Source organism: Shewanella sp. FJAT-52076 (assembly GCF_019457455.1).
Taxonomy (GTDB): Bacteria; Pseudomonadota; Gammaproteobacteria; order Enterobacterales; family Shewanellaceae; genus Shewanella; species Shewanella zhangzhouensis.
Window position 1 is genome coordinate 162,339 of sequence record NZ_CP080415.1, and the last position, 16,462, is coordinate 178,800.

General features: G+C 56.0%; 13 protein-coding genes. 7 read left to right on the top strand and 6 right to left on the bottom strand.

Annotation, left to right across the window (positions count from 1 at the left end):
- The first annotated feature begins 80 nt into the window (after positions 1 to 80).
- Together K0H79_RS00715 and K0H79_RS00720 are read left to right on the top strand one after the other, a co-directional pair.
- Positions 81 to 878, top strand: coding sequence for a bifunctional 2-polyprenyl-6-hydroxyphenol methylase/3-demethylubiquinol 3-O-methyltransferase UbiG (locus tag K0H79_RS00715; protein WP_220077005.1), 798 nt, complete (start codon positions 81 to 83; stop codon positions 876 to 878).
- A gap of 213 nt (positions 879 to 1,091) precedes the next feature.
- Complete coding sequence (locus tag K0H79_RS00720) at positions 1,092 to 4,418, top strand: NPCBM/NEW2 domain-containing protein (protein ID WP_220077006.1); 3,327 nt, start codon at positions 1,092 to 1,094, stop codon at positions 4,416 to 4,418.
- Positions 4,419 to 4,501: 83 nt separating this feature from the next.
- On the opposite strand, the gene K0H79_RS00725 is transcribed toward K0H79_RS00720, so the two are convergent.
- Positions 4,502 to 5,440, bottom strand: a complete 939-nt coding sequence (locus tag K0H79_RS00725) for an MBL fold metallo-hydrolase (RefSeq protein WP_220077007.1) — start codon at positions 5,438 to 5,440, stop codon at positions 4,502 to 4,504.
- A 115-nt stretch (positions 5,441 to 5,555) separates the two neighbouring features.
- Between K0H79_RS00725 and K0H79_RS00730 the strand changes: the two genes are divergently transcribed.
- The 3 genes from K0H79_RS00730 (at position 5,556) to K0H79_RS00740 (ending at position 8,991) form a co-directional block, all read left to right on the top strand.
- Entirely contained in the window at positions 5,556 to 6,464 is a 909-nt protein-coding gene (locus tag K0H79_RS00730; protein WP_220077008.1) for a LysR family transcriptional regulator, read from the top strand.
- A gap of 227 nt (positions 6,465 to 6,691) precedes the next feature.
- Positions 6,692 to 7,207, top strand: a complete 516-nt coding sequence (locus tag K0H79_RS00735) for a DUF2087 domain-containing protein (RefSeq protein ID WP_220077009.1) — start codon at positions 6,692 to 6,694, stop codon at positions 7,205 to 7,207.
- A gap of 137 nt (positions 7,208 to 7,344) precedes the next feature.
- On the top strand, positions 7,345 to 8,991 hold the full coding sequence (locus K0H79_RS00740; RefSeq protein ID WP_220077010.1) for an FMN-binding glutamate synthase family protein: 1,647 nt from the start codon (positions 7,345 to 7,347) through the stop codon (positions 8,989 to 8,991).
- 50 nt (positions 8,992 to 9,041) lie between these two features.
- Here K0H79_RS00740 and K0H79_RS00745 read toward each other — a convergent pair whose 3' ends face one another.
- Positions 9,042 to 10,874, bottom strand: coding sequence for a M14 family metallopeptidase (locus tag K0H79_RS00745; protein WP_220077011.1), 1,833 nt, complete (start codon positions 10,872 to 10,874; stop codon positions 9,042 to 9,044).
- 212 nt (positions 10,875 to 11,086) lie between these two features.
- Between K0H79_RS00745 and K0H79_RS00750 the strand changes: the two genes are divergently transcribed.
- Together K0H79_RS00750 and K0H79_RS00755 are read left to right on the top strand one after the other, a co-directional pair.
- Complete coding sequence (locus K0H79_RS00750) at positions 11,087 to 12,022, top strand: ABC transporter ATP-binding protein (protein WP_220077012.1); 936 nt, start codon at positions 11,087 to 11,089, stop codon at positions 12,020 to 12,022.
- Positions 12,019 to 13,182 carry an ABC transporter permease gene (locus K0H79_RS00755; RefSeq protein ID WP_220077013.1) on the top strand — a complete coding sequence of 388 codons (1,164 nt, stop codon included), beginning with the start codon at positions 12,019 to 12,021 and terminating at the stop codon, positions 13,180 to 13,182. Before K0H79_RS00750 ends, K0H79_RS00755 begins: the two co-directional genes overlap by 4 nt.
- A 60-nt stretch (positions 13,183 to 13,242) precedes the next feature.
- Here the strand turns inward: K0H79_RS00755 and K0H79_RS00760 are convergent, their stop codons facing one another.
- From K0H79_RS00760 to K0H79_RS00775, 4 genes are all read right to left on the bottom strand, one after another.
- The gene (locus K0H79_RS00760; protein WP_220077014.1) at positions 13,243 to 13,647 is read right to left on the bottom strand and encodes a biopolymer transporter ExbD; all 405 of its coding nucleotides are present in this window, start codon (positions 13,645 to 13,647) and stop codon (positions 13,243 to 13,245) included.
- 313 nt (positions 13,648 to 13,960) lie between these two features.
- Positions 13,961 to 14,368 carry a GFA family protein gene (locus K0H79_RS00765; protein ID WP_220077015.1) on the bottom strand — a complete coding sequence of 136 codons (408 nt, stop codon included), beginning with the start codon at positions 14,366 to 14,368 and terminating at the stop codon, positions 13,961 to 13,963.
- Between the two features lie 67 nt (positions 14,369 to 14,435).
- Entirely contained in the window at positions 14,436 to 14,657 is a 222-nt protein-coding gene (locus K0H79_RS00770; RefSeq protein WP_220077016.1) for a hypothetical protein, read from the bottom strand.
- A gap of 214 nt (positions 14,658 to 14,871) precedes the next feature.
- Positions 14,872 to 16,413, bottom strand: coding sequence for a phosphoenolpyruvate carboxykinase (locus K0H79_RS00775; protein ID WP_011758287.1), 1,542 nt, complete (start codon positions 16,411 to 16,413; stop codon positions 14,872 to 14,874).
- Between the last annotated feature and the right edge of the window lie 49 nt (positions 16,414 to 16,462).

Sequence of the window (16,462 nt, forward strand, 5' to 3'; positions counted from 1 at the left end):
AGCAAATCAAAGCTGGTGTAAAGCGGCCAAGGGGCTTATGGTTGACGGCATCTACCGCTAACCAGCTTTGATGACTTCTCATGGACGACTTTCTCACTATCAATCAGCTCGCTTGGGATAACCGTACCGAGCTGCATCTCGAATCCGACTTTTACGATATGCCCGGTTTTATGGCCGGTAACACAAGCCTTCGCGAAATAGAACTTGCCGAGCTGGATGTGCGGGGTAAAAGTGTGCTCCACCTGCAGTGTCACTTTGGTCAGGACACCCTGTCCTGGGCCCGTGAGGGCGCCGCCTCCGTGACTGGGCTTGACCTGTCTCCCAAGGCCATTGCCGCCGCGAATCAGATTACAGATACCCTTAATATCGAGGCAAACCTCGGAGTGCCTGTGCAGTTTGTGTGTGGCAATGTCCTGGATGCCCGCCACCTGATTGAGGGCGACTTTGACCTGGTCTATGCCTCTTACGGGGTGCTTTGCTGGCTGCCGGATTTAACCGCCTGGGCCAACACCATTGCTTCCTGTCTTAAGCCCGGTGGGCTATTTTTTCTCGCCGAGTTTCACCCCATCAAGGCGCTGCTCGATGGTTATGATTACTTCCACACCGGCAAGGCCGATGTGGAGCAAGAGGGCAGTTATACCGAAAACAGCCACGACGCCGAAAACACCATGGTCAGTTGGTCACACGATCTGGGGCAGGTGGTCTCGGCGCTGATTAACGCCGGGTTGGTGATAGAGTCGCTGCGTGAATATGACTTCAGCCCCTACAATTGCTTCGAAAACCTCGCAGAAGAAGAGCCCGGCCGTTTTCGCCAGCGCATCAATGGCAAGCCCATTCCAATGGTATTTTCCATCAAGGCCCGTAAGCCGATAGCATGAGAGTGACGCTTTTCTCAAGGTGTAGAATGTCGGGTTAAGCCAAATTGGTAATCAAAATCGAAAGCTTTCAAAAGTGTTGAAAACTTTCGTTTAAGCTGTTCTTATAGTCATCTGATTGAAAAGATGACCACAGTCACTGCTGCCTTTGGGTGTGTTTGCCAGGGTGTCATCAGTAGCTGCAAGTCACAGGGCCGTTTGACGATAAGGATAATTATGGCAAGCCTCTCACCCTCACTTTCTGCATGGCGCTCCCGTGCCAGACCCCGCCCACTGGCGCTGGCCGTGGCCTTGATGATGGCGCCTCTCGGATTTATTGCCAATGCCGCCCCCGTGGGCAAGCTGGATACCCTCAAACAGGACGGTGCCACCGTCAATATTCGCACCGACAGCGGTGCCCTGGTGCAATTGAGTGTGCTCAAGCCTGCGCTTATCCGCATTCAGGCGGGGGCCAATGGCAAGCTGGTGAGCGAGGGCAGCAAGGCCGCCGCCATTGTGATTAAAAACGATTACCCGGCGGTGGCCTTTACTTTAAGCGATGAGGGCGACTATCGGCTGCTGAAAACCGAGGCGCTGGCACTGCGAATTTATGAAGCGCCGCTGCGCTTTGCTCTGTATCAGCCTGATAACAAAACCCTTATCACCGAGGAGCTGCAAAGTTTGGAGCTGGGTGACACCAGCACGGTACAGACCCTCAGTACAGATGCCGACGAGCGCTTCTTCGGTGGCGGCCAGCAAAACGGCGCGTTTGAGTTCAAGGGCAAGAGCCTGGAAATCTCATACTCAGGTGGCTGGGAAGAGGGCGACAGACCAAGTCCGGCGCCCTTTTACCTGTCGAGCAAGGGTTATGGCGTGCTGCGCAACACCTGGGCCAACGGCAGCTATGACTTCAGAAGCAGCGACGCCCTGCGCCTCGGCCACGATGAAACCCGCTTCGATGCCTTCTTTTTCGCCCCCGGCAGCATTCAACAGGTGCTGGCCGACTACACCGAGCTCACCGGCCGCGCCAGACTCATCCCGCGCTGGGCATTTGAATACGGCGACGCCGACTGTTACAACGATGGCGACAACGTCAAAAAGCCCGGCACTGTGCCCGATGGCTGGAGCGATGGCCCTACGGGCACTACGCCGGATGTGATTGATTCAGTTGCCAAAAAATATCGCGAGCATGATATGCCCGGCGGCTGGATATTACCCAACGACGGTTATGGCTGCGGCTATACCGACCTGCCCAAGGTGGTTGAAGGGCTTGCCAAATACGGCTTCAGAACCGGCCTTTGGACCGAAGATGGGGTAGATAAAATCGCCTGGGAAGTAGGCAAGGCAGGCACCCGGGCGCAAAAACTCGATGTGGCCTGGACCGGTGAGGGTTATCAGCATGCGCTGGATGCCAACAAAGCCGCCGCCGATGGCATTCTGGATAATTCAGACTCGCGCCCCTTCCTCTGGACCGTGATGGGCTGGGCCGGGATGCAGCGCTACGCGGTGACCTGGACCGGCGATCAGTCCGGCAGTTGGGACTATATCCGCTGGCATATTCCCACCCTCATTGGCTCGGGTCTGTCCGGTCAGGCTTATGCCACCGGCGATGTGGACGCCATTTTTGGTGGCAGCCCGGAAACCTTTACCCGTGATTTGCAGTGGAAGGCCTTTACCCCTGTGCTGATGGGTATGTCCGGTTGGTCAAAAGCGGCGCGCAAGCACCCCTGGTGGTTCGATGAGCCCTATCGCAGCATCAACCGCGACTATTTGAAGCTGAAAATGCGCCTCACCCCCTACATGTACACCACGGCATTTGAAACCGAGCAAACCGGCGCGCCCATAGTACGCGGCCTGATGTGGGACTACAGCGACGACCCCACTGCCAACACAGAAGCGCACAAGTATCAGTTTTTGCTGGGTAAAGACATGCTGGTGGCCCCCGTGTATCGCTCACAGACAGCCAGCAAAGGTTGGCGTGAAGACGTGTACCTGCCCAAAGGCCAGTGGATTGATTACTGGGACGGCCGGGTGGTGGATGCCCCTGAAGGCGGCGCCAGCATCGATTATCAGGTGGATTTGAACACCATCCCGGTGTTTGTCCGTGCCGGTGCCATTATCCCCATGTACCCAGAGGCGCTGTACGACGGCCACAAGCCCAAGGATGTGCTGACTCTGGATATTTACCCTCATGGCGAGTCGGAATACCTGATGTATGAAGACGATGGCAACACCCGCCGTTATCAGAAGGGCGAGTTTGCCCGCCAGCGCTTTGCGGTGAAGGCGCCCGAAGGCACGGCTGGTGACATTGAGGTCAGCATTGGCGCGGCAGAGGGCAAGTTTGATGGCCAGGATGAAGCGCGAGTTTACGAGCTGTGGCTGCATACCCGCATCAAGCCCCAGGCTGTGCTGCTTGATGGTAAAAAGCTTAAAGCCCTCAAGGATGAAGCGGCGCTCGCCAAGGCCAAGAGTGGCTGGACTTATTCCGATACCAGGTACGGCACTGTGTTGGTGAAAACCGAGAAAGTCTCGGTGCGTGAGGCGCTGGAGTTCAAGCTGGAAATTGATGAATCACAGCAGCTTGCCGCCACCGCAGGTTATGCACAGGCGCCCGAGCTTGGCAATGAAATCCCTGCCGACAGCCTGCTGGTGCTTGCCCGTCCCGCCGAAGAAGCAGGGCATCCGCTGGAAAATGCCTTCGATGGCAATCCGGATACCTGGTTCAGAACCAAGCGGGATCAGGCACAAAAGACCGGAGCACACGAGTTTACCCTGGCATTGGGCGAGCGCCGCTTTATTGCCGGGTTTGAAATCGCGCCCCGTAACGACAAGCACTGGGAGTATGGTCAGGTGGCCGACTACGAGGTCTACCTGGGTGAAAACAATGGCGAGTGGGGCGAGCCGGTGGCCAAGGGCAGGCTGGATAAATCCCAAACCATGCAGAAGGTGACGTTTGCGCCCAAGCCCGGCAGCCTGCTGCGCTTCAGGGTACTGAGCACCCAGAATGAACTTGGCAATGACCCCATGGTGACGGCAGCCAAGAGTCAGGGCGGCGCCTTCAATGCGCTGCTGCCAAAGAGCGTCACGCCAATCACCATCAGCGAGTTCAAGGTACTGACCGCGCCCGAGCCCAAAGCGCCCAAAACCCAGCAGTTCCTCGCCGAACTCTCGCCGCAAAAGCTGGATAAGTCCGCTGGCAGCCGTGTGGCGTTAAACACTGCTATCGGTGGCAAACCCATGAGCATGAACGGCCTTAAGTTCAGCAAGGGGCTGGGGATGGCTGCCAACAGTAGGGTCGACTATCGTCTCGAAGGTAACTGGCAGCTGCTGCGGGCTGATCTTGGTATCGACGACAGCTGCAAAACCAAGGGTGGCATGCACTTTAAGATATTTGGTGACGGCAAGCTGATGTACGACTCGGGCCTGATTGAGGCGCCCGCCGTGGTCAAGCCAGAATTGGATATCCGCGGCGTTGAAACCCTGAGCCTGCAAACCGAAGGCACAGCCAAGGGCGTCTGCGGCAACTGGGCCAATGCCTCAGTGGTGGGCTGGCCAAAGGGCTGAAGTCTGGCACTCGCGTAAAACAGACCCGGGATTTCCGGGTCTGTTTTTTTGAAGCACGCTTTGGCGGCCTCTACAACGCGGGGTCACAGCTGCTGATGGCCCAGATACACCTTCAGTTGACTGTGTCTGTCACTCAGGGCCTTCAGCGCCAACAGGCTTATGCGGTTTTGTGACTTATCCCGGGTGAAATAGCCGGGTTCCACACCCTGTTGCCATCCCCATGTCGTATGGCAGGTGTCGCCTGCAATCAACACCGGCCCATCAAGGGTATTGAGCACATAGGCGGTGCTGCCTTCGGTATGCCCCGGGGTGTGCAATGCATATACGCTGGCGTCACCAAAAACGTCTATGGCTTCGCCTTTATCGAAACCCCATTCATTCAGCGGCGGCCTGCCCGACAACAGAGCATCTGTTGTCGCCTGGGTCATGTGATTTTGGGGACTCAGGCTCAGATGCTCGTTGCGGCCAACGTAGAGGGGGATATCCGCAGCCAGATCCGGCAGGCCGATGATATGGTCCAGATGCAGGTGGGTCAGAAAGATGCCGCACAGAGGCTTGCCGCCTGATGCAATTTCCCCGGTGCTTTGCAGCAGCTGGATTTTTCCGAGGCCAAATGCCTGGAAGAGTTCCGCTTGTACACCATGCCGGGTGGGCGCCTCCAGTAACCCCTGTGCCACGCCGGTATCGATAAAAAAGCGGCCATGCTGTGGGTGCGTGAACTCATACAGGTAAACCTGAATGGGTTCATCCCCATCTTTTTTACCGGCCGCTTTGGCGGCGGGAGCCTCAAGATTGAGCAAGCCCCTCAGCGGTACCTGCCAGTTGGCGCTGGTATGAACGCTGAAGCCCAGGCGCCCTGGTGTGGCGAGGCTCGCTTCCATCTCGGCCAGGCTCACGGGCTTGCCCAGTACGGCAGCCTGGCTGGCATGCTGGGTTTGCTGGGCATCGGATTGGGCCGTTACAAGCGGGCTTGCCATCATCAGCCCAAGCAGTATTGCGGCACTAAGGTTGCGGGTGTTCATATTTCATCCTTGCGGTGTTCTGACTGTTTTGTCTTGTGGTTATGCTTTCATGGATGGACATTGGTCTCAATTGGCGAATATCGTATGTGGGTATTCGTATTTGGATGGCAATAGAATGAAGCAGGGGCTGAACTGGGAAGACATTCGTTTGTTTGTGGCGGTTGCAGAGCTTGGCAGCTTCAGCGCCGCGGCGCGGCAACTGGGCCTGGGGCAACCCACCCTGAGCCGACGCATCGCAGAACTTGAGGGGCAGTTGGGTGAGCCCTTGTTCATTCGCCGATCCCAGGGCTGTGAACTGGCGCCTGCGGGGTTGCGGCTGTTACCCGCTGCGGCCCAAATGGCTCAATGGGCCCATGATGCCGAGGTGAGCCTGGCCAGGCCCGCTGAACGTGTGGCCGGTAAGGTGCGTATTACTGCGCCGCCGGGACTTGCCCTGACATTGCTGACTCAGTTGGCTCAGAGACTGAGGGCACGATTCCCGGCATTGACTCTGGAAGTGCTGTCTTCAACTCATCTGCTTGATTTGTCCCGGGGCGAAGCAGACATAGCCCTGCGCACCCGGCAGGTGGCGGAGCCCGGACTGATGACGGTTGGCAAGATACTGAGTCAACCCCGATTGTATGGCAGCCGGGACTATGCGGCGTCACTGCCACCGGGGGCTACCCTCGCTGACCTTGCACTCATCTGTTGGAGTGAAGACCAGGGGCATTTCATGATAAACCGTGAATTGCATCGACTGTTACCCGGGTTTAAACCCGTCTTTGCCAGCGACGACTTCAACGTGCAGTTGGGGGCCTGCGTGCAGGGACTCGGCGCCATGGTACTTTACGATGCCCTGATGTCCCATCCCATACTGAGCTCGCTGGTACGGCTGCCGGTGTCCTTTAACAGCGATTATCGCGGCGAAATTTTTATTCAGGTGCACAAGCGGTTGCATGGATTGCCGAGGATTATGGCGGTGCTGGACGAGCTCGGCTGCTTTGGACGCGGCATCGCGGAGTATCAGGGGCCGGAGGAGGTGTGAGTTTGCGCTTATGGGCCCGGATAGGCTTCGTTCAGACGAGCGACTTGCGCTTTTTGCGCCTCTGGTTATGATGTCGTCTGGGTCTGCAGTTCACCCAGACATCGCCGCGGCGCAAGCCGAGCTAAACCTGCCTTACACCTGAATCCGGTACCGTACATTCGCGTGCCCCGTTGGAAGTCGGCGATCACTGACACCCCAGGGCGGGCGCGCCTGTGTGAGGTATAGTCATGAAACAGGTTATTCCATTTGTGGCCGCCGATATCTCGGCATTGGCCAAGTCCCTTCGCAAGCAGTTGATGGCTTGCGAGCAATTCCCTACCCATGTAGAAATGCTGAACCTGCTCGCCAAGGCCAGTGGGCATCAAAACTTTCAGCAGCTTAAGGCGCAGCAGTTACCGCTGGAGGCGGACGAGTCAGGGTTGGAACCCCTGGCCGTGGATATTCCGGCCAAGCTGAAACCCTTTATGGACCAAGACTATGTGCTCAGGCAATGGCCTGGCCGTTACGCCTTGCAGCAGCAAAGTCTGTGGTTTTTCTGGTGCCGTTTCCGGTATGGGGTGGAGTACAGTGAGGCCGAGGTGAATGCGCTGCTAAAACCCTTTATCGGGTTTGGTGATCATCCCCTTATCCGGCGGGAGTTGGTCAACAAGTCCCTGTTGGGACGCACCGACGACGGTGGTCGTTATTGGCGCCAAAGCGCCATTCCGCCAGCCGGATTTGAGCGGTTGGCCGAAGTGTGGTGAGGCCAGGCTAGCCCCGAATTGTATTCGGGGCTTTTTTGTTGGCGCGCCAGCAAGTAGCATGATTTTAAAATCAATGATGCCGTTTCGGTGAAACAGGACGTTTCGGCAGTGCGACGGCATGCTCAAGGAATAGAACTATGACACTCATGCAAAAGCTGTATTGGCTGATGGCTACCTTGGGCAACGCCCTGGCAATCTGGCTGTGTAGCTGGCATCCCGGTTTGGGTGCTTGGCTCTTGCTGGCCTTTACCCTGGGCTACACCCTGATTGGTGCCTACGACCTCTTCCTTTCCCGCCATAGCCTGAACAGGCTTTACCCCGTGGTGGCCTATATCCGTTATGGGCTTGAATCTTTTCGGGTGGAGATCCAGCAGTATTTCATCGCCAGCGACACCGAAGAAAAGCCCTTTAACCGCGAAGAGCGCTCTTTGGTATATCAGCGTGCCAAAAATGAGCGCGACACCATCGCCTTCGGCACTCAGCGCGACCTTTTGGCCGATAACTACCTGAGTTTGTGGCACTCATTAAACCCCTGTGAGGTGAAAGAAGAGAGCAAGCGGGTGCGCTTTGGTGGCGATGAATGTTTAAAGCCTTACAGTGCTTCGCGGCTGAATATTTCGGCCATGAGCTTTGGCTCCCTCTCATCCAACGCCATTCAGGCGCTGAATCTGGGGGCGAAGAAAGGCGGTTTTTACCATAACACCGGCGAGGGTGGCATAAGCGATCACCACCTCGAACATGGCGGCGATCTGGTGTGGCAAATTGGCTCGGGCCTTTTTGGTTGCCGCACCCATGAAGGGGAGTTCGACCCTGCGGCATTCAGCCGTCAGGCCTGCCAGCCCCAGGTGCGGATGATTGAAATCAAGCTGTCACAAGGTGCCAAGCCCGGCCATGGTGGTGTCCTGCCCAAGGCCAAGATTACGGCGGAGATTGCCCGTATCCGCCTTATCCCCACCGACAGGGATTGTGTGTCGCCTGCGGTGCACCCCATGTGCGCCACACCCAAGGCGCTGCTTGGATTTATCCGTGAGCTGAGGCTGTTATCCGGCGGCAAACCCGTTGGTTTTAAGCTGTGTATTGGCAATCCGGCGGAGTTTTTGGCCATCGGCAAGGCCATGTTGGAAACCGGCATTTATCCTGACTTCATCACTGTGGATGGCGCCGAAGGGGGCACGGGCGCCGCGCCGGTGGAGTTTACCAATCGCATGGGCATGGTGTGTCTCGAGGGTGTGTACTTTGTGCACAATGCCTTGATTGGGCTGGGGCTCAGAGACAAGGTGCGTATCATTGCCTCGGGCAAGACCGCCTCGGCCTTTGACTTGCTCTCCAAGCTTGCCCTGGGCGCCGATACCGTGAATGCGGCCCGCACCATGATGCTGGCCCTTGGCTGTATCCAGTCCCGCCACTGCAACACCAATAATTGCCCCACGGGCATTGCCACTCAGGACCCTGTACGGGGCAAGGCGGTGGACGTAGAAGTAAAGAGTGACAGGGTGAAGAATTTCCACCACAACACCCTGCATGCCTTTTATGAACTGCTGGGCGGCATGGGGCTGGACAGCCCTGCCAAGTTGTTGCCGCAAATGATAAAGCGCCGCACACCTTATGGTTTGCCAATGTCGGCCAGCAGCATGGTAAAACAGCTTTCCCATGGCGAGCTTGCCGAAGGCAGGGCGACCGGCGTGTGGCAGTCCTGGTGGCAAAGCGCCAGCAGCGACAGCTTCTTTGTTTATGACGATCTTATCCTTACGCCCATTGAGCTCAGGCAAGGGCATCAGGGATAACAAGTGGATGTCATGGGACAAAAAAGCCGGGCTAGCCCGGCTTTTTTACATCAGAAGCTGCGATAAACGGGGTACTTGAGGTATTCCCGGTCGTAGTAGGGGCTCTTTTCATAGAACCAGCGCAGGCGGGCGCTTGCATCGGCGGCGAATGCGGGGTCTTTGAGGGCCGCATCAAAGGCCTTTTTCAGCTCAGGATCTTCGGCCAACATACGCGCCGCCATGGGTTCTACTGCGTACTGCTCCATGTATTCGGTACGGGTGAAGATGGGATTGAACAGGCCCCATTGCAGCAGTGAGTCCGGTGACTGGGGCTCCAGCAGCAAAATGGCGAGGTCGCCCAGTGCCTGCTCTGTGCTGATTTTGATGGTGCCCGCCGGCAGTGTGGTGTCAACCTTATTCAGGGTGACGTCGGCACTGACCCGCTGGCGGCCTTCGTAGTCTTTGGCGCCAAACTGGGGATTGCTGAAACTGTATTGCCCCAGCGTCAGTTGCTGTGGTTGCTGCAGTCGCTCATAGCGAATACCGTGGGTTTCCAGCTTGGCTATGACTTCCTGCCATTGGGGCAGTACATAATAGGCCTCCGGGCGGCTGACACTGATGTCGGGCACTGTATTACCGATGACAGGCAGCTGCTGATACAGCACGGGCTCACCGGTCCAGCGCACCACATCTGCACCGGAAATGGGGCTTTTTTCAACCCGGTATCCTATTCCTTTAAAATCCCATCCCTTTGGCTGGAGTGTCTCTTTCCAGGTCAGGGTAACCTGCTCAGGGAAGGCAAAGCTGTCGGCCATGATGGCGGCCTTAAGCGCCGTCGCCTGCTCGCCCACGGTCTTTAAGGTTTGCTCCAGCATCACGTAAGTGCCCAGCACCCTTTGCTTGAAGGGCTTGAGACTGTGGTTTTCTATCAGGATGGTTGGCAAGTGGCGGGCATCACCGTAGCCATTGGAGTAGCGGGGCGATGCGCTCCACAGCGACATGCCCTTGGTGATATCGCTGTTATCCAGGGCAAACACCAGTGGGCCGGGAATATGGCCAGCCTGGGTGAGGGCAGCTTCAACGTCGGGGCGATATTCGCCGTCAAGCCAGGCAAAGGCGGCCGGGCTCAGTCCCTGACTCAGGTTGTAACCAAAGGTCACATCGTATTGATAGTCGATGCCGTCGGTGACGTGGACATCGATATAGAGGCTGGGGTTCCAGTCGTTGATGGCGGTCAGCATCAACTGCATCTCTTTGGTATCGGCCTTGGCGTAGTCACGGTTGAGGTTAAGGTTGCGGGCGTTGGTACGCCACCCCATGGTGACGGGGCCGCGCTGGTTTACCCGGTTATATTCGCTGGCGCGTTCGTGGGCATCCACACTGAAGATGGGCACAAACAACAGGTTGGCCTTGTCGAGCAGGGCACTCTTGCCGCCCATTTCGATATCCCGCAGCAGCATCATGCCCGCGTCTTTACCATCTATCTCACCGGAGTGGATCCCGGCCTGCACCAGCACACTGGGTTTGCCGTGCTTTTCCAGCTTGCCCGGGGTGTCTGCGCCTTCTTTACTGGCGACAATCATCCAGATGTCCCGTCCCTGTGGACTCTTCCCAAGACTCACTTTAGACAGGTATTTGCTGCGTTTTACCAACTTGTCGAGCCAGGCCATGGTGGCATCGTAGTCGGGGCTCTCAAGGCCACCGCTCTGCTCAAAGGGCGTGGCCCATTTACTGTCGCGGGTCAGCATCAGGGCCTCACTGGCACCTTGCCATGCCTCTATGGGTGGCAGTACCGCATCATTAACGAATTGGTTGGCAACAACGGGTGTGGCCCAAGCCGGAGCTGTGCTCAGCAGGGTGACGGAAAGCAAGGTGAGGGACGATTTCAGTGGCAAGAATGGCATGGAGCTGGCCTATAGTGGCAATAAAAATCAAAGGCCTATCTTTTCGTAATTGGCAGGTCTTCGCAAGAGGCATTCTGGCCGTTTTTGCGCGAATAAATAGCAGATACTGTTAATGGATACTCTGAGGGGATTAAGTGTAATCAATTGTAATTGGGCTCTTTTTGTTGGTTGGCGCCTCCTCTAGAATCCTGATGACTACATAGGGAGGTGGTATGATCCATATTCAGGCAAAGGGGCTTGAGAAGCGCTACAGCACGGTCAAGGCGGTGGACGGCGCCAGCCTTGATATTCAGGGCGGTAAGATCCTCGCTCTGTTGGGGCCCAATGGCGCGGGTAAGTCATCACTTATCCGCATGTTGGTGGGGCTGACGGAGCCGGATGGTGGCGAGCTGCATATCAGCCGTGATGGCAGGCCCTTATCGCAATTGCCACGGGAACACTATGGTTATTTGCCGGAAGACAGAGGCCTGTATCAGGACAGGACTGTTGTTCAAAACCTGACTTACATCGGTGAGCTGCGCGGTTTGCCTCGGGCGCGCATCGACAGCCAGATAACGCTTTGGACCGAGCGTTTTGGTCTGGCCGAAAAACGCAGTGATAAACTCAGCCAGCTCTCAAAGGGCAACCAGCAAAAGGTGCAGTTGATTGCCTGCCTTCTCCATGAACCCGAACTGCTTATCCTCGATGAACCCTTCTCCGGACTGGATCCTGTGAATCAGGAGCTGGTGGTTTCTGTGCTGGCCGAACTCAGGGCGGCGGGCAAGGGCATAGTGCTCAGCGCCCACCAGATGGCGCTGGTCGAACGTTTAGCCGACCAAATGCTGCTGATTAATCATGGCAAGCCCATTGCCGGAGGCAGTTTGGTCGAAGTGATGGCACAGTTGTCGCCGGGGGAAGGTTATCAGGTGGCGTTGCATCCGGTGCCGACTCTTAATGCCGTGGACGCCCTGGAAACGGTGGAATCGGTCCGGGTCGAAGGCGATAAACTGTCGGTGACCAAGGCCAAGGGAGCCAGCCTGCAGGCGTTGTTGAATGAGTTGGGTGCCCTTGGCGAACTGATGACGTTCGCTCCCTTGCAACCTAACTTGCATGAACTCTATTTACGGGCCGTGGGCGGTGACAACAGGGATGTGGGGGAAGGCGTATGATCCGCTGGAAGATAGCCGTATTTGAATTCAAACGATTTCTGAAGTGGAAACAGGAACTGGCCACCCTGGCCATCATGTTGGTTATCATTGCCAGTATGTCGGCCTGGCCGCAGATTAAAGGCTGGATAGACAAAGACTACCGGGTTGCCGTGGTGGGAGACACCTTGCCGGCCATTGCCGGTTACCAGTTTACCCGGGTCGGGGATGACAGGATTGACGAGGTACAAGCCAACCTCGGCAAGGACTGGGACTTGCTGCTGATAATCCGGCCGGGGGAGCTCAAACTGGTGGGGGAAAAATCTACCAGCTGGCTTGAAAAGCTCACACCTCAGTTGCAGCGCTGGCATCAACAGCAGTTGATTGCGGCCCTGCCGCTGTCGGCGGAGCAGCAAAAAATCATCGATGACTTGCCGACTGTCGACATCAGTTATACCCGCGAGAGTCTGGCGGATGAAAAGGCCCGCAAGCTGAAGCGCATTGTCGGTATTGTGTATTTGAGTGTGCTGGTGACGGGATTTTTTGCCAGTTTTGGCTTGATGTTTACTGCCATCACAGGTGAAAAGCAGCAGCGAGTGACTGAGCAACTGCTCACGCTGGTTGCACCCCGGGAATGGATTGATGGCAAAATTATCGGCGTTTCACTGTTCTCCCTGAAAACCATAGCCACCTATGGCCTTATTACGGTTCTGATCATTCAGGGCGCGAGCCTCATCAGTGGCGGAACATCCCTGAGTATTCCGTTGGGGGCTGTGGAGCTGGTGTGTATGCTGGGCTTTCTCATCGTGGGCATACTGCTGCTCAATACCTTTCTGGCCGGTTTTGCCGCCACCATCGACGACCCCAATCATTCGGGACGCACCGTGGTGATGTTGCTGCCGGGCCTGTTGCTTGGTGCTGTCTTTATGGTGATGGACAATGCCGAGGGACAGGCCATGCAGCTACTGAGCTGGCTGCCGTTAACGTCCTTCTCTGCCATGCCGCTGCGGGTCATGAGTTCCGACGTGCCCTGGTGGGAGTGGCTGGGCTCGCTGACGCTGCTGATTGGGTTTGTGGTGTGGCTGTCGCGGGCATCTGCCCGGGTATTCGAGCTGGGGATCCGCATGTACGGGAAGGAGCCGCGCTGGAGCGATATTGCCGCAGCACTGTTTAACCGACGCTGATCTCAGATATAAAAAATGGCTCCCACGGGAGCCATTTTTATTGCTGTTTCATGGATGCGCTTATTCATCGGATTGGGTCACTGAGATTTTATGGACACCAGCCTCTTTGACCTTATCCATCACCTCTACCACAGTGCCGTGCAGGGTCTCGCCGTCGGCCTGAATCAGTACCGCCGCCCCCGGCGTTTCAGCAAGCTTGCGCTCAATGTTGGCTGTGATCCTCTCTACGTCCACCTGACGCCCCTCCATTGTCACCAATCCGGTTTTACTGACGGTGATAAATACGTTGTCCCCCTTGGCACGGGACTTTTGCGCGGATTCAGGTTTGTTGTAGTCAATCCCCATGGGCTTGACGAATGAGGTGGTCACGATAAAGAAAATCAACATGATGAAAATGATATCCAGCATGGGAGTCATATCGACCTTGGCTTCCTCATGCTCGGCAGCGTATTTTTTAAATGCCATATCAATTCCCCCCTATTGCGCGGTCACTTTTCCTGCGCAGCTGTTGATGTTATTGCTAACGGTTTGCGCGAAAAAGAACCTGGTAATTTATTCATCGCATTGTCCTAATCTAATGTCCATCGCTTTTCGCCATGTATCAGTGAGTGAATGCTAAATCAGTGACGTGGTTCACTTTTTGCGCGAATTGTTGTGCGAATGAACGGAGCGTAGATGTGTCGATTCAATCCGCGCCGGTCAGGGCTGCAATGAGAAAAGGCCAGGGTATTCCCCCGGCCTTTGAGTCCTTGTCAGCTTGCTCAGGATGCGCAAGCCGTTACTTGCGGGATGGCTCAAATGCCTCGTAGCGGGGAAGGCTGGCATCCAGCTCGTCCCAGTTGGCCTTGGAGGTGACGAAATTGTGGGACAGGGGGCGCTCGCTGATATCGGAGTCGACGGAGCCAATTCGCAGACGATAACGGCCGGGGTATTTGGCGTTGGCGCTGTAAAGGGGAGAGGCGCAGACCTGACAAAAATACTTTCGCTTGCCCGGTTCACTCTCGTAAAAGGTCAGTTTGTTTTCGGGATCGCTCAGCTCTAAGTCTTGTGACACTATAAAACCGTTGGTGGCATAGGCACTGCCGGTGGATTTTCGGCACAGGGAACAGTGACAGTGAATAATGTCGCTGATAGCCCCGTTAAGGCTGTACTGGATAGCACCGCACAAACAACTCCCTTTGTACATAAGGTCCTCTGAAATCTGATATGTATGAGCCAGGGGGCTCGTTATCTTAACCCTTCATCAGGATTGCCTAAAGCAAGTGCACCTTCGGATGGCTTGCGCTCGCGTGCTCATGGAAGATGTCATCCAAATAGGTGGCCAATTCCTCGGGTTCCAATGCGGCGGGGATAATCACGTCATAAACAGGGCGTCTCATTCCCGTGCCGGACACCAAAAATAAACGCCACACGCCATTTTCACGGTGTACTGACATACGTTTGCCAAATACATCAAAGAGGTAGCTTTCTGTCATGGTTGGTCCCGGTAATAGTTTGTGTGCTGGCATGTGTGCAGGAATTGATAGTGAATGAGCTTTGATGTGCTTTCAACAGCAATTGTGTGCCGATTGAATACCCTTGGCGGTACGCCAGAGCTGTGCGACGACTTGTTCTCACCTTCCTTAGGTGTAGACAATAAAAAACGGCCCCCGCAGGAGCCGTTTTAGTCTTTCTTACTTCAAGACGCTATCAGGCTTTTGGGCCGGCGTTCTTGATGGAGTCAGGTACCTGATACTTGGCAAAGTTGGCCTGGAACTCTTCAGCCAGCTTCTGCGCGTATTCCTGATATTTGGCCTTGTCGGCCCAGGTGTTAACCGGATTCAGCAGGGCTGTTTCAACACCTGGAACTGCCACAGGCACTTCCAGATTCAGCTTCTCCAGGTGTACGGTTTCAACACTGGCCAGTTCGCCGCTCACGATGGCATCAACGATGGCGCGGGTGGTTGGGATGTCGAAACGCTTGCCCACACCGTAAGGACCACCGGTCCAGCCGGTGTTAACCAGGTATACCTGGCTGCCGAATTCTTCGATACGCTTCATCAGCAGTTCTGCGTAAACACCGGCTGGGCGTGGGAAGAATGGGGCACCGAAACAGGTAGAGAAGGTTGACTGGATGGCAGCTGTTGAGCCCATCTCAGTGGAACCTACTTTGGCGGTGTAGCCAGACAGGAAGTGGTAAGCGGCCTGTTCCTTGGTTAGCTTGGACACAGGAGGCAGTACACCGGATACGTCACAGGTCAGGAACACTACGGCGCGTGGCTCGCCGCCACGGTTTTCTTCCTGGCGCTGGGCAATGTGCTCCAGAGGGTAGGCGGCGCGGGTGTTTTCGGTCAGGCTGGCGTTTTTGTAGTCAGGTACGCGCTTGTCGTCCAGTACTACGTTTTCCAGCACAGTGCCGAAACGGATGGCATCCCAAATTACCGGCTCATTCTTCTGGCTCAGATCGATACACTTGGCGTAGCAGCCGCCTTCAATGTTGAACACGCTGCCTGGTGCCCAGCCGTGCTCGTCGTCACCGATGAGGAAACGCTTGGGATCGGCAGACAGGGTAGTCTTACCTGTACCGGACAGGCCGAAGAACAGGGTGGTGTCGCCGTCTTTGCCAACGTTGGCAGAGCAGTGCATTGGCAGCACGCCCTTGGCAGGCAGCAGGAAGTTCTGCACGGAGAACATGGATTTTTTCATCTCACCGGCGTACTTGAGACCGGCGAGCAGCACTTTGCGCTCGGCAAAGTTGATGATAACTGTGGCTTCTGAGGCAGTGCCATCGCGCTCTGGCTCACACACGAAGCCTGGGGCATTCATGATTTGCCAGGTGGGCTTGCCGGCCTGGTTGAAGTGCTCAGGGATAATAAACAGGTTGCGGGCGAACAGCTGATGCCACGCATATTCGGTGGTCACTGTCACTGGCAGATAGTGTTCTGGGTCGGCACCAACTTCCAGATCGGATACGAACACTTCTTTGTCAGCCAGGTAAGCGGCTACGCGATCCCACAGGGCATTGAAGGCCTCTGGAGCGAAGGGCTTGTTGACGTTGCCCCATTCGATATCGGCTTCAGAACCGGCTTCTTTGACGATGAAGCGGTCATTGGGAGAACGGCCTGTACGGGCTCCGGTTTTGGCAACCAGGGCGCCATTGGCGGTCAATTCTCCTTCACCTCTTCTCAGCGCCAGTTCTACCAGCTCGGCCGTTGAGGGATTACGGTGTACGCGGTTAATTCCTTCCGCCATAGGTAAGGTCTCCAAATATCAAGAGGTTTTATTTTATGGGTACCGATCT